Genomic DNA, 14,852 nt, shown 5'->3' with positions numbered 1-14,852 from the left:
TGTCTTACCGTGATCTACGTGTCCTATTGTTCCTATGTTTACATGTGGTTTGTTTCTTTCAAATTTTGCTTTTGCCATTTTATTTATTCCTCCTTAAGATCCTAATTATTTTCTTTCTCCAATTATCTGTTCTTGAATGCTCTTAGGTACTTCTTCATAGTGGTCAAAAACCATGCTGTAGTTTCCTCTACCTTGTGTTTTTGATCTAAGAGTAGTTGAATAGCCAAACATTTCTGATAGTGGAACGAATGCTCTTATTATTTGAGCTCCAGCTTGGGCTTCCATGCCTTCTATTCTTCCTCTTCTACCATTAACGTCTCCCATTACATCTCCCATATAGTCTTCGGGAACTACTATTTCAACCTTCATCATAGGTTCAAGTAATGCTGGGTCCGCTTTAGCCATAGCATTTTTAAATGCCATAGATCCTGCAATCTTAAATGCCATTTCATTAGAGTCAACATCATGATATGAACCGTCTACAACCTTAACCTTAAAGTTTATAGTTGGATATCCTGCTACAATACCACTTTGTGATGCTTCTCTTATACCATCATCAATTGGTTGTATATATTCTTTAGGGATTGCTCCACCAACTACACCATTTTCAAATGTATATTCGCCTTCACTTGGTTCCATTTCAATCCAGCAATGACCGTATTGTCCACGACCACCAGACTGTCTAACAAACTTACCTTCAGCTCTAACAGCTTTTCTGATAGTTTCTTTATATGCAACTTGTGGCTTACCAACGTTACATTCAACTTTAAATTCTCTTGTAAGTCTATCAACTATTATCTCAAGATGTAATTCTCCCATACCAGATATAATTGTTTGACCAGTTTCTTGATCTGTATGAGTTTTGAATGTTGGATCTTCTTCTGCAAGTTTTGCTAATGCTATACCCATCTTTTCTTGACCAGCTTTTGTTTTTGGTTCTATAGCTACGTCAATAACTGTTTCAGGGAATACCATGCTTTCAAGTATTATTGCATGATCTTCATCACAAAGTGTATCTCCAGTTGTAGTAGATTTAAGTCCTACAATAGCACCTAATTCTCCTGCTTCTAATTCTTCAACTTCTTCTCTGTGATTAGAATGCATCTTAACTAATCTTCCGATTCTTTCTTTCTTACCTTTTGTAGAGTTTAATACATAAGAACCACTCTTCATTATTCCAGAATAAATTCTTGTAAATGCAAGTCTTCCTACAAATGGATCAGTTGCAATCTTAAATGCTAAAGCAGACATTGGTTCATCATCGCTAGCTTTTCTTGTATCAGGTTCGCCTTCTAAAGTTTCACCTACAACATCTGGTATATCAAGTGGTGATGGCATAAAGTCAACAACTGCATCTAACATCTGTTGTACGCCTTTGTTCTTGTATGAAGAACCACATGTAACTGGTACAAATGCATTAGCAATAACGCCTTTTCTGATTGCTGCTTTTATTTCTTCTTCAGTGATTTCTTCACCTTCAAGATATTTCATAGTTAAATCTTCATCTAACTCAGCAACTGATTCTATTAATGAATTTCTATATTTTTCTGCTAATTCTTTCATATCTTCAGGTATTTCAGTTTCTTCCATCTGAGTTCCTAGTTCATCTTCATATATTATTGCTTCATTTTTAATAAGATCAACTATTCCTGTGAAATGGTCTTCTTTACCTATTGGTAATTGTATTGGAACTGCATTGGCTTGAAGTCTTTCTCTCATCATGTTAATAGTTCTAAAGAAGTCAGCACCTAATATATCCATCTTATTTACATAAGCCATTCTAGGTACATTATATTTGTTTGCCTGTCTCCATACGTTTTCAGATTGTGGTTCAACTCCGCCTTTTGCATCATAAACAGCGACAGCTCCATCAAGAACTCTTAATGATCTTTCAACCTCTACTGTAAAATCTACGTGTCCAGGTGTATCTATAATGTTGATTTCGTGTTCATTCCAATAACAAGTAGTTGCAGCAGATGTAATTGTTATACCTCTCTCCTGCTCCTGTACCATCCAGTCCATTGTAGCAGCACCTTCGTGTACTTCTCCAATTTTATGAGTTTTACCTGTATAGAATAATATACGTTCTGTAGTAGTAGTCTTACCTGCATCAATATGAGCCATAATACCAATATTACGGAACTTTTCTAAAGGATATTTTCTAGCCACTATTTATTCCTCCTCTCAGTTTGTAAACTAAAATTTGACAAAACTGCTTTGGCTATTTCCAAAACAGTTTTGCATATTTTTGTTTTTATTAGTATCTATAATGTGCAAATGCTTTATTAGCTTCTGCCATTTTATGAGTATCTTCTCTTTTCTTAACAGCAGCGCCAGTGTTATTAGAAGCATCTACAAGTTCGCCAGCAAGTCTGTCGTTCATGTTCTTCTCGCCTCTTTTTCTTGCTGCATCAAGCATCCATCTAATTCCTAATGTCTGTCTTCTTTCTGGTCTAACTTCTATAGGAACTTGATAAGTTGCTCCACCTATTCTTCTAGCCTTTACCTCAAGTAATGGCATTATGTTGTTCATTGCTGCTTCAAAAACTTCCATAGCATCTTTTCCTGTTTTAGCTGCTATTTTTTCAAAAGCTGCATAACATACTTTTTGTGCTACTCCTCTTTTTCCATCTTCCATTATACTATTGATAAGTTTAGTAACAACCTTACTATTGTACATTGGATCTGGTAATACATCTCTTTTAGCTATATGTCCTTTTCTTGGCACTTTTCTTCCCTCCTTAATATAAATTATTTAAGTTCATAGGTACTCGACATCTCTGCCGCAAAGCGCTTTGTACTTCTGCAAATTTTATAATATACTTATAACATTTCGATTTGAAATATTAAATTATTATCAAAATATATGTTAATGCCGAAGACTTAGCACTAAGTTAATAAAAACTATTTTTGTTTTGGTTTCTTAGCACCATACTTTGACCTACTTTGCATTCTGTTAGCAACACCAGCGGCATCTAATGTACCTCTTACGATGTGATATCTAACACCTGGTAAGTCCTTAACTCTTCCACCTCTTATAAGAACAACACTGTGCTCTTGTAAATTGTGGCCTACACCTGGAATATATGCAGTAACTTCATATCCATTAGTAAGTCTAACTCTTGCAACTTTTCTTAAAGCTGAGTTAGGCTTCTTTGGAGTTTGAGTTTTAACTACAGTACATACTCCTCTTTTTTGTGGGCACTCTTTAAGTGCTGGTGCAGTTGATTTAGTTAATGTTGTCTTTCTGCCCTTTCTTACCAATTGGTTGATAGTTGGCATAATTACACCTCCTTCTCTCTCTTATACTATATATTAAATTAGATATAAGCGTATCAATTTGAAACTATTCTAAAATTAGTGCACTTGCTGCTCCTACATCAATTCCACAGAGCTTTCCTAGTTCCTTCATAGTATCAACATAAGCAATTTGTACGGAGTTCTCCATGGCTAACTTCTCAACAGAATTTACCAACTTAATGTCAGCATCCTTCGCAATATAAACAATACTGCCTTCTCCATTTTTTATGGATTTAATAGTTTGTTTTATACCTACGACCTTTTTCCCGCTAAGTCTGTTTACCATAAACTATTCCCCCTTATGAATATGGTATAGAGAGTATAATAACACTCTCTATACAAATCACACGATTTATATTTTATCATCTAAGACTTTTTATGTCAATGTATCTTTTTTGTTCTAAACATCTTTAGTCAAAATATCTTCATTTACTGGAATTTCCGTGTCTAAAGATATATTTTTATATTTTGTAAGTCCAGTACCTGCTGGTATAAGTTTTCCTATAATAACATTTTCTTTAAGTCCTACTAAAGGATCAACTTTACCTTTGATTGCAGCATCTGTAAGTACTCTTGTTGTTTCTTGGAATGATGCAGCTGATAAGAAAGAATCTGTTGCAAGTGATGCTTTTGTTATTCCAAGAAGAGCAATTCTTCCCTTTGCAGTTTCTCCACCATTAGCTTCTGCTTTTTGATTTTGTTCATTAAAATCGAAAATATCAATCATTGTACCTGGTAATAATTCAGTATCTCCAGATTCTTCAATTTTAACTTTTCTTGTCATCTGTCTAACAACTACCTCTAAATGTTTATCATTTATATCAACACCTTGTAGTCTATAAACTTTCTGAACTTCTGATAGAAGATAGTTTTTAACAGCATTAACTCCTTTAATCCTAAGTATATCATGAGGATTAATAGAACCTTCTGTTATTTCATCTCCTGCACCAATTATATCACCATTTGCAACTTTTATGCTAGAACCAAATGGTATATCATAGCTAATTTCTTCTCCACTATCAGGTACAACATATATAACTCTCTTCTTTTTGGTATCTTCAAATCTAATTTTTCCTGATATTTCACTTACTATAGCAAGACCTTTTGGTTTTCGAGCTTCAAAAAGCTCTTCAACTCTTGGAAGACCTTGTGTTATATCAGATCCTGCAACACCACCAGTATGGAACGTTCTCATTGTAAGCTGAGTTCCTGGTTCTCCTATTGATTGTGCTGCTATAATTCCAACAGCTTCTCCAATACCAATTTTCTGTGCTGTTCCCATGTCCATACCGTAACATTTTGCGCAAACACCAAATTTACAGTCACATGTAAATACAGATCTAATCTTAACCTTTTTAACGCCAGCATTTTCTACCTTTTCAGCTAAGTCATGATTCATATATACATCTCTATGAACAATAATATCTTTTGTTTTAGGATTTATAATGTCTTCAGCACTATATCTTCCTGTAAGTCTTTCGCTTAAAGGTTCTATTACTTCACTACCTTCTTTTATTTCTGAAACTTCAAATCCTTCTTTTGTACCACAGTCGTCAACTCTTACGATAACATCCTGTGAAACATCAACAAGTCTTCTTGTAAGATATCCTGAGTCAGCAGTTTTAAGCGCTGTATCCGCATTACCTTTTCTAGCTCCATGAGTTGATATAAAGTATTCAAGTACGTCAAGACCTTCTCTGAAAGATGCCTTAATAGGCTGTTCTAATATTTTACCAGAAGGATTAGCCATAAGTCCTCTCATACCTGAAAGTTGCTTAATCTGACTTCTTGAACCTCTGGCTCCTGAATCTGCCATCATGAATATAGGGTTAAATCTATCCAAATTAGCCATAAGCGCATTTGCAACATCTTCTGTTGTTTTAGTCCATATATCAATTACTCTTTCATATCTTTCATCATCGGATATATATCCTCTTCTATACAATTTCTCAATTTTATCAACAGCCTTTTCAGCATCACTAAGTAATTTTTTCTTATCACCTGGTACAGTCATATCTGAAGTTGCTACTGTTATCGCTCCAATTGAAGAATAATGATATCCTTTTGCTTTTATCTTATCTAGCATAATAGAAGTTTTAGTTGGCCCATGTTTTAAGTAACACTTATCTATAATGTTTCCTAAATTTTTCTTGCCTACTAGGAAATCAATCTCTAGCTTGAATTCATTTTCAGGAATGGTTCTATCAACGAAACCTAAATCTTGTGGTATTGATTCATTAAATAAAAGTTTTCCTGGTGTAGTGTCGATAATTCCTGAAACTAAGTTTCCATCTATTGTTTTGAATAACTTAACTTTAATTTTTGCATGTATATCAATTTCTCCAAGCTGATATGCCATAATAACTTCATCTGGTGATGAGAAGCTTTTTCCCTCGCCCTTTACGCCATCTTTATCAATTGTTAAATAATAAGATCCTAAAACCATATCTTGTGTAGGTACACATACTGGTTTACCATCTGATGGTTTTAATATATTATGAGCTGCAAGCATTAAAAATCTTGCTTCTGCTTGTGCTTCAACAGATAAAGGTACATGAACAGCCATTTGGTCACCATCAAAGTCAGCATTATATGCTGTACAAGCAAGTGGATGTAATTTTATAGCTCTTCCTTCAACCAAAATTGGTTGGAAAGCTTGAATTCCAAGTCTATGCAAAGTCGGTGCACGGTTTAAAAGTACTGGATGATCTTCAATAACTTCTTCAAGTACATCCCAAACCTGAGTCTGAACTCTTTCAATCATTCTCTTAGCACTCTTTATATTATGTGCAACTCCGCTTTCAACTAACTTCTTCATGACAAAAGGTTTAAATAATTCTAATGCCATTTCTTGTGGAAGACCACATTGATACATCTTAAGTTCAGGTCCAACAACTATAACTGAACGTCCAGAATAGTCAACACGTTTACCTAGAAGGTTCTGTCTAAATCTACCTTGCTTTCCTTTAAGCATATCAGAAAGCGATTTTAAAGGTCTATTTCCAGGTCCAGTAACCGGTCTTCCCCTTCTACCATTATCAATAAGTGCATCTACTGCTTCTTGAAGCATTCTTTTTTCATTTCTAACTATTATGTCAGGTGCACCTAAATCTAATAATTTCTTAAGTCTGTTATTTCTGTTAATAACTCTTCTATACAAATCATTTAAATCTGAAGTAGCAAATCTTCCTCCATCTAGCTGAACCATTGGTCTTAAATCTGGTGGGATAACTGGTATAACATCAATTATCATCCATTCAGGTCTATTGCTTGATTTTCTAAAAGATTCAACAACTTCTAATCTTCTTATTATTCTAATTTTTTTCTGACCAGTACTTGTTTTTAAATCATCTTTTAATTCAATTGATAATTGCTCCAATTGTATCTCTTCAAGCAATTTCTTAACAGATTCTGCTCCCATACCTGCCACAAAACTTTCTTCACCATACTTGTCAACTGCTTCTCTATATTCCTTTTCATTAAGCAGTTGTTTTTTTAGTAAAGGAGTTTCTTTTGGCTCTAATACAACATATGAAGCAAAATAAAGTATCTTCTCTAATGCTCTAGGTGACATGTCTAAGATTAATCCCATTCTAGATGGAATACCTTTAAAATACCAAATGTGTGAAACTGGGGCTGCAAGTTCTATATGCCCCATTCTTTCACGTCTTACTTTGGATTTTGTTACCTCAACACCACATCTATCACATACTATGCCCTTGTATCTAACTCTCTTATATTTTCCACAGTGACATTCCCAATCCTTCATAGGTCCGAATATTCTCTCACAGAATAGTCCATCCTTTTCGGGTTTTAAAGTTCTATAATTTATTGTTTCTGGTTTTTTTACTTCACCTCTAGACCATTCTCTAATCATTTCTGGTGAAGCTAATCCTATTTGTAAAGCATCAAAATTATTTAATTCCAAGGGTACATCCTCCCTTCATAATTAGTGTTCATCATTAAAATCTTCAAGTTCTAATCCCTCTTGAAAATCTTCTAGTGGTAAATCTTCATAATCTAATTCTATATCTTCTTCAGGCTCTTGCTCTTCTGGTTCGACATAATCATCAGTCGGAACTGGAGGAACACCATCTTCACTTCCTTCGATGTTTACACCTAATTCTTCTAGCTCTTCATCTACAGATTCTTTTAATTTAATTTCTTCATGTTCATCTGTAAGAACTTTAACATCAAGACATAAAGCCTGTAATTCTTTTATAAGAACCTTAAAGGATTCTGGTATACCTGGTTCAGGTATATTTTCACCTTTGACTATTGATTCATAAGTCTTAACTCTTCCTACAACGTCATCAGATTTTACTGTCAAGATTTCTTGAAGCGTATGTGCTGCACCGTATGCTTCAAGTGCCCAAACTTCCATTTCTCCAAATCTCTGTCCACCGAATTGTGCTTTACCACCTAATGGCTGTTGAGTAACTAATGAGTATGGACCTGTTGATCTTGCATGTATCTTATCATCAACTAGATGAGCTAGTTTTAATATATACATATAACCAACCGTAACTCTACTATCAAAAGCTTCTCCAGTTCTTCCATCATATAACCATGTTTTTCCGTCTTCATCGTATCCTGCCTTTGTTAGGCATTCAACTATTTCAGCCTCAGTAGCACCATCAAATACTGGAGTAGCTATATGCCATCCAAGATTTGCTGCTGCCCATCCAAGATGAACTTCTAGTACCTGACCTATATTCATACGAGAAGGAACTCCTAGTGGATTTAAGCATATTTGAAGCGGTCTTCCATCAGGTAAAAATGGCATATCTTCTTCTGGTAAAACTCTTGAAATAACACCCTTATTACCATGTCTTCCTGCCATCTTATCTCCAACAGATATTTTTCTCTTCTGTGCTATATAACATCTTACAAGTTCATTAACTCCTGGTGGTAATTCATCACCGTTTTCTCTTGTAAATACTTTTATGTCAACTATTATTCCAGATTCTCCATGAGGTACTCTAAGTGATGTATCTCTTACTTCTCTTGCTTTTTCACCAAATATAGCTCTTAAAAGCCTTTCTTCAGCTGTAAGTTCAGTTTCTCCTTTTGGAGTAACTTTTCCTACTAAGATATCACCAGAACGAACTTCTGCACCAATTCTTATGATACCTCTTTCATCTATATCCTTAAGCGAATCATCACCAACATTAGGTATATCTCTAGTTATTTCCTCTGGTCCAAGTTTAGTATCTCTTGCTTCTGCTTCATATTCTTCTATATGAATAGAAGTAAATACGTCTTCTCTAACCAACTCTTCTGAAATAAGCATCGCATCCTCATAGTTATAACCTTCCCAAGTTATAAAACCTATACGGATATTTTTACCTAATGCTATTTCTCCTAAATCTGTTGAAGGTCCGTCTGAAAGTACTGTACCAACTTCAACTTTTTCACCTTTATCTACTATTGGTCTCTGATTTATGCAAGTACCTGAGTTTGATCTTTTAAACTTTAGAAGTTTATACGTATCAATAGTACCATTATCGTCTCTTTTTACTCTAACTTCACTTGCGCTAACATGATCAACTACACCTGCATGCTTTGCCTTAGGTAAAACTCCAGAATCAACTGCCGCTTTATACTCTATACCCGTACCAACAACTGGTGCCTGAGGTTTTAAAAGAGGTACTGCTTGACGCTGCATGTTAGAACCCATAAGTGCACGACTGGCATCATCATTTTCAAGGAATGGTATCATAGCTGTAGCAACTGACACAATTTGTCTTGATGAAACATCCATTAAGTCAACATCAGTATTCGGAACTATTAATACTTCATCCTGCATTCTAACCATTATTTTACTGTCAATGAAATGTCCTGTTTCATCCAGTGGTTCATTTGCTTGAGCTACTAGGAACGGATCTTCTTCATCAGCAGTAAAATATCTAATTTCATTTAAAACTCTTCCATTTTTCTTATCAACTAGTCTATATGGACTTTCTATAAAGCCATATTCATTAACTTTAGCATATGTAGCTAAAGAGTTTATAAGACCTATATTAGGACCTTCTGGTGTTTCTATTGGACACATTCTACCATAATGAGAATGATGAACGTCTCTAACTTCAAATCCAGCTCTTTCTCTTGAAAGACCTCCTGGTCCTAAGGCTGATAATCTTCTCTTATGTGTAAGCTCTGATAATGGATTAGTCTGATCCATGAACTGTGAAAGTTGTGAACTACCAAAGAATTCTTTTATAGCAGCTGCAACAGGTCTTATATTTATAAGTGCCTGTGGTGTTATAATTTCTTGATCTTGAATAGTCATTCTTTCTTTTATTACTCTTTCCATTCTTGATAGACCAATTCTAAATTGATTTTGTAATAGTTCACCTACAGATCTAAGTCTTCTGTTTCCTAGGTGATCAATATCATCTACATTACCAATGCCATAAGCTAATCCCATTTGATAACTTACAGTTGCATATATATCATCTTTGACTATATGCTTTGGTACCAATTTATGAATATTCTTTTTGATTTCTTCTTTTATTGATGTTTCATCATTGAAATTATCTAATATTTCCTTTAAAATTGGATAATAAACCAATTCTTTAATGTTCAAGTCAGAAATATCAAATTTTATAAAATGGTTTATATCAACAAAATTATTTCCTATAACTCTAGCTACTTTATCATCAACAATAATATCGACCTTATTTATGCCAACATTTCTTATCTCCATAGCCTTTTCTCTGTCTATTCTTTCGCCTTTTTGAACAATTATTTCTCCAGTTTCAGTATTGATTATATCTTCTGCAGACACTTTATTAGCAATTCTAAGGTTTATTGCTAATTTTTTATTAAACTTGTATCTACCAACTCTTGATAAATCGTACCTTTTTTGGTCGAAAAATAACGAGTCAATAAGAGAAACAGCGCTATCAACTGTTGGTGGCTCACCTGGTCTTAACCTTTTATATATTTCTAATAAGGCTTCTTCTTTAGTTTTTGTGTTATCTTTTTCTATACTTGCTTTTAGTCTTTCTTCTTCACCAAAATAATTTATAATGTCTGCGTCAGAGCCATGTCCCATAGCCCTTACTAATATTGTAATAGGTAGCTTTCTAGTCTTATCTATTCTTACATAAATAATACTATTACTGTCTGTTTCATACTCAAGCCATGCTCCTCTATTAGGGATTACAGTTGATGAATATAACTTTTTACCAGTTTTATCCACTGTATAATCATAATAAACACCTGGTGATCTTACCAGTTGACTTACTATAACTCTTTCCGCACCATTAATTACAAAGGTACCTTGTTCAGTCATTAATGGGAAATCACCCATAAATACTTCTTGCTCTTTAACTTCACCTGTTTCTTTGTTAAGTAGTCTCACTTTAACCTTTAAAGGTGCTGCATATGTAGTGTCTCTCTCCTTACACTCCTCCACAGAATACTTGATGTTCTCCATATCAAGCTTGTAGCCTACAAATTCCAGAACAAGATTACCTGTATAATCTTGAATTGGATTGATGTCATCGAAAATTTCTTCAAGTCCTTCTCTTAAGAACCAATCATAAGAGTCCAATTGAACTTCTATGAGATTTGGCATCTTTCCAATTTCATGTTGCTTGGAAAAACTCATTCTTGTTCTTTTACCTACTTGGACAGGATGTACCATTAGCTTTCACCCCTTGTATAAACTAAAATAACCAAAAACGCACTTCGCCCATGGAATTACATTTCTGGATTTTTACATTACTATTTGGTTAGTATAACCATAAAACTAACATTAATTCATATACTATATTAAATTTATTAAAACGTCATTAAATAGTTCATTGCATTTAAATATGTTATCACACTATAATAGCTATGTCAATACAAAATATAAATATTTTTCATATTATGCTTTTATTTTCTTAGTCAAAAAAATGGCACTCAATGAGTGCCATTAATTGAAAATCAAATTACTTTAATTCAACTTTTGCGCCTGTTTCTTCAATCTTAGCTTTCATTGCTTCAGCTTCTTCTTTAGCTACAGCTTCTTTAATAGTTTTTGGAGCTCCATCAACTATTTCTTTAGCTTCTTTTAATCCTAAACCAGTTATTTCTCTAACTGCTTTTATAACCTTAATTTTGTTTGCACCAGTTTCTACTAATACAACATCAAAATCAGATTTTTCTTCAGCAGCAGCACCAGCACCAGCAGCACCAGCAGCAGCTACAGGAGCAGCAGCACTAACTCCGAATTCTTCTTCACAAGCTTTCACTAATTCATTTAATTCTAAAACAGTCATACCTTTTATAGCTTCAATTATTTCTTCTCTTGTCATTTTATAGCACCTCCGAAATTCTTTCTTAATTATTCATTTGACTCTGATTCTTTTTTATCTTTAATAGCACTTACTAAATAAGCGAAATTTGATATTGGAGCTTTGAAGCTTCCAAGTAACTTTGCAATAAGAACATCTTTTGATGGAACAGATGCAAGTTCTTTAATCTTGGCTTCATCAAACATTTCACCCTGAATTAAACCTGCTTTTAATTCCAACACTTTATGTGTTTTTGCAAAATCATTTAAGATTCTTGCTGGAGCAGTAGGATCATCATATCCAAAAGCTACAGCTATAGGTCCTTCTAAGTATTCTACAAAACCTTCGAAACCTAATTCATTAGCAGCACGAGTTACTAATGTATTCTTATAAACTTTATATTCTACACCAGCTTCTCTTAAGCCTTTTCTAAGCTCAGTATCTTCTTCAACTGTCAATCCTTGATATTTAACCATAATTACAGCCTGAGCTTTTTCTAATTTTTCTTTTATTTCTGACACTTTTTCTTCTTTTAATTGTCTAATTTTGCTTGCCACTGTGTGTCCACCTCCTCACAGTTAAAAACTGCTATATTAAAAACTAAAGCCTCTCCGCAGCGCGAAGAGACCATATATAATCATATATCGGAATCCTCGGCAGGTTGGTTTCCCGTTACGCTATACGCACCTACTATCTACGGAGTGTTTACATATTCAACTTTTGAAATTATACCAAATATTCAGCAATAAGTCAATACTAATCTAATACTCTTACTGGATTAATTTTAATTCCAGGTCCCATAGTACTACTTACTGAAACTGATTTTATATATTGACCTTTAGCAGCAGCTGGTTTTGCTTTAATAACAGCTTCTACTAAAACGCGGTAATTTTCTCCAAGTTTTTCTGCTCCAAATGAAGCTTTTCCAATTGGAACATGTATTATAGATGTTTTATCAACTCTATATTCAACTTTACCTGCTTTTATTTCTGCAACAGCCTTAGTTAAATCAAAAGTAACTGTTCCTGATTTTGGATTTGGCATTAATCCTTTTGGTCCTAATACTCTACCTAGTCTACCAACTACACCCATCATATCTGGAGTAGCTACAACTACATCAAAATCAAACCAATTTTCTTTTTGAATTTTTGCTGCTAGTTCGTCAGCTCCAACATATTCAGCTCCTGCTGCTTCTGCTTCTTTTGCTTTCTCACCTTTTGCAAAAACTAATACTTTAACTTTTTTTCCTGTTCCATGAGGTAACACTACTGCTCCTCTAACTTGTTGGTCTGCATGTCTTGGATCTACTCCAAGTCTTATAGCAAGTTCTATTGTTTCATCAAACTTCGCTTTTGAAGTCTTTACAGTAAGCTCTACTGCTTCAGTTGATGTGTATAGAACATTTTTGTCAATAAGTTTTGCACTTTCAACATAATTCTTTCCCATTGTAAAATCCTCCTTTGTGGTATTATCGGTTTTTGCCTCCCACTGAATTAGAAACTAATCTACTACTTCTACGCCCATACTTCTAGCTGTTCCAGCAACCATAGATATTGCAGCTTCTATAGAACCTGCGTTTAAATCTGGCATCTTTGTTTCAGCTATCTGTTTAAGTTGTTCTTTAGTTATTTTAGCAACTTTTGTCCTGTTAGGAACACCAGATCCACTCTCAATTCCAACTGCTTTCTTTATTAATACTGCTGCTGGTGGAGTTTTTAGTATAAAACTAAATGATCTGTCCTGATAAACTGTGATTACAACTGGTATAGTAAGTCCTGCTTGATTAGCAGTCTTAGCGTTGTATTCTTTACAGAATGCCATGATGTTAACACCGTGTTGTCCAAGTGCTGGTCCAACTGGTGGTGCTGGAGTTGCTTTTCCTGCAGGTAGTTGAAGTTTTATCAATCCTACTACTTTCTTAGCCATGAATTTACACCTCCTATAATGATGTAGCTCAATTTAAAATCTCACTACTCGATAAGATTTACGTCTTATCTAATCTAATTTTTCTATTTGATTAAAATCAAGTTCAACAGGAGTTTCCCTGCCAAACATGTTAACTAAACCTTTAAGTCTTCTCTTCTCTGCGTTTATTTCTTGAATTAAAGCAATTTGGTTTTCTAAAGGACCACTTACCACCTTAACATTTTCTCCAACTTCAATATCAATACTAACAGGTCTTTCAGAAATCCCCATAGAATCAACTTCATCGTCAGTAAGTGCTACTGGTTTAGATCCTGGCCCAACAAATCCAGTTACTCCTCTTGTGTTTCTAACAACATACCAAGAATCATCGGTCATTATCATTTTTATCAGAACATATCCAGGAAATATCTTTTTAAGCGTAACCTTTTTCTTACCGTCTTTTTCTTCAAGTTCTTCTTCCATGGGAACTTGAATATCATGAATTAAGTCATGAAGGTTTCTATTATCTATTGTCTTCTCTATATTAGCTTTTACTTTATTTTCGTATCCTGAGTAAGTATGTACAACATACCATTTAGCTTTTTCTCCCATATTGTTTGGGTTTAGGATATAATCCTAGTCCCGTAACCTCCTTTACACCTTATTTAAAGATCACCTTAAAGAGGTTATCAAAACCAAAATCCAAAATAGCAATTATTACAATATAAATTACACAAAATACAGTAACTGAAATAGTCGCCTTTTTAGTATCAATTTTAGATGGCCACGTTATTCTATGGATTTCTGCCCTAAGCTCTTTAAAAAAGCCAATTAACCCTTTTGATGGTGATTCCTTCATTTCTTCAATTTTCCCATTGTCAGCCATTTTATTCACATCCTACAAAAATAATTCTACTAGTAGGCCTCAACTATTTTGTCTCTTTATGAAGTGTATGTTTGTGGCAGAAAGGACAGTACTTTCTCATTTCTAGTCTGTCTGGATCGTTTTTCTTACTTTTCATTGTATTATAATTTCTTTGTTTACATTCTGTGCATGCTAAAGTTATTTTAACTCTCACAATCTACACCTCCCGGTTTTCATGCCTTATACATTACATAAGTCTCTTAAACATGTGTTACCTAAATAATTTATCACAATTAAGCAATCATGTCAATAAATATATTAAAATGCAAGCATGAAATATTAAGCGATTTTAAGCCTTTCAAAAGGACTAGGTTTAAGCCCAGTCCAAAACATTGAACTTTATTTAGTTATAGAAGTAACAACACCAGAACCAACTGTTCTTCCGCCTTCTCTTATAGCGAATCTTAAGTTGTCTGTCATAGCTACTGGGTTGA

Annotated in this window: 14 protein-coding genes and 1 other annotated feature; all 14 genes read right to left on the bottom strand. The window is 34.1% G+C overall.

Translation table 11 applies throughout. The annotated features are described in order from the left end of the window. Window positions 1–105: 105 nt before the first annotated feature. Window positions 106–2,169, bottom strand: a complete 2,064-nt coding sequence (fusA, locus tag B8978_RS18565; RefSeq protein ID WP_084117778.1) for an elongation factor G — start codon at window positions 2,167–2,169, stop codon at window positions 106–108. Between the two features lie 88 nt (window positions 2,170–2,257). Continuing rightward, window positions 2,258–2,728: a 30S ribosomal protein S7 gene (rpsG, locus tag B8978_RS18560; protein ID WP_084117777.1), complete on the bottom strand. Its 471-nt coding sequence runs from the start codon at window positions 2,726–2,728 to the stop codon at window positions 2,258–2,260. Window positions 2,729–2,904: 176 nt separating this feature from the next. After that, on the bottom strand, window positions 2,905–3,282 hold the full coding sequence (rpsL, locus tag B8978_RS18555) for a 30S ribosomal protein S12 (protein WP_084117776.1): 378 nt from the start codon (window positions 3,280–3,282) through the stop codon (window positions 2,905–2,907). A gap of 64 nt (window positions 3,283–3,346) precedes the next feature. Beyond that, the gene (locus tag B8978_RS18550; protein WP_084117775.1) at window positions 3,347–3,586 is read right to left on the bottom strand and encodes a ribosomal L7Ae/L30e/S12e/Gadd45 family protein; all 240 of its coding nucleotides are present in this window, start codon (window positions 3,584–3,586) and stop codon (window positions 3,347–3,349) included. 114 nt (window positions 3,587–3,700) lie between these two features. After that, a complete protein-coding gene (gene rpoC, locus B8978_RS18545; protein WP_084117774.1) occupies window positions 3,701–7,228 on the bottom strand; it encodes a DNA-directed RNA polymerase subunit beta' in 3,528 nt (1,175 codons plus the stop codon). Between the two features lie 21 nt (window positions 7,229–7,249). Further along, window positions 7,250–10,954 carry a DNA-directed RNA polymerase subunit beta gene (gene rpoB, locus B8978_RS18540; protein ID WP_084117773.1) on the bottom strand — a complete coding sequence of 1,235 codons (3,705 nt, stop codon included), beginning with the start codon at window positions 10,952–10,954 and terminating at the stop codon, window positions 7,250–7,252. Between the two features lie 289 nt (window positions 10,955–11,243). After that, entirely contained in the window at window positions 11,244–11,609 is a 366-nt protein-coding gene (gene rplL / locus B8978_RS18535; RefSeq protein ID WP_084117772.1) for a 50S ribosomal protein L7/L12, read from the bottom strand. 29 nt (window positions 11,610–11,638) lie between these two features. Beyond that, window positions 11,639–12,145, bottom strand: a complete 507-nt coding sequence (gene rplJ / locus B8978_RS18530; protein ID WP_084117771.1) for a 50S ribosomal protein L10 — start codon at window positions 12,143–12,145, stop codon at window positions 11,639–11,641. A 33-nt stretch (window positions 12,146–12,178) separates the two neighbouring features. Further along, window positions 12,179–12,306, bottom strand: a sequence feature (ribosomal protein L10 leader region). 38 nt (window positions 12,307–12,344) lie between these two features. Next, window positions 12,345–13,034: a 50S ribosomal protein L1 gene (gene rplA / locus B8978_RS18525; protein WP_084117770.1), complete on the bottom strand. Its 690-nt coding sequence runs from the start codon at window positions 13,032–13,034 to the stop codon at window positions 12,345–12,347. Window positions 13,035–13,088: 54 nt separating this feature from the next. After that, window positions 13,089–13,514 carry a 50S ribosomal protein L11 gene (gene rplK / locus B8978_RS18520; RefSeq protein WP_084117769.1) on the bottom strand — a complete coding sequence of 142 codons (426 nt, stop codon included), beginning with the start codon at window positions 13,512–13,514 and terminating at the stop codon, window positions 13,089–13,091. A 69-nt stretch (window positions 13,515–13,583) separates the two neighbouring features. Further along, entirely contained in the window at window positions 13,584–14,105 is a 522-nt protein-coding gene (gene nusG / locus B8978_RS18515) for a transcription termination/antitermination protein NusG (RefSeq protein WP_084117768.1), read from the bottom strand. A gap of 49 nt (window positions 14,106–14,154) precedes the next feature. After that, a complete protein-coding gene (secE, locus tag B8978_RS18510) occupies window positions 14,155–14,379 on the bottom strand; it encodes a preprotein translocase subunit SecE (RefSeq protein WP_084117767.1) in 225 nt (74 codons plus the stop codon). A 43-nt stretch (window positions 14,380–14,422) separates the two neighbouring features. Continuing rightward, on the bottom strand, window positions 14,423–14,572 hold the full coding sequence (gene rpmG / locus B8978_RS18505) for a 50S ribosomal protein L33 (protein WP_084117766.1): 150 nt from the start codon (window positions 14,570–14,572) through the stop codon (window positions 14,423–14,425). A 185-nt stretch (window positions 14,573–14,757) separates the two neighbouring features. After that, window positions 14,758–14,852: EF-Tu C-terminal domain-related protein (locus B8978_RS18500; RefSeq protein WP_207651901.1), on the bottom strand; the 95-nt coding region annotated here is incomplete at its 5' end.

This window comes from Clostridium acidisoli DSM 12555, from assembly GCF_900176305.1.
Taxonomy (GTDB): domain Bacteria; phylum Bacillota; class Clostridia; order Clostridiales; family Clostridiaceae; genus Clostridium_I; species Clostridium_I acidisoli.
This window is presented reverse-complemented; position numbering and strand designations above follow the sequence as displayed.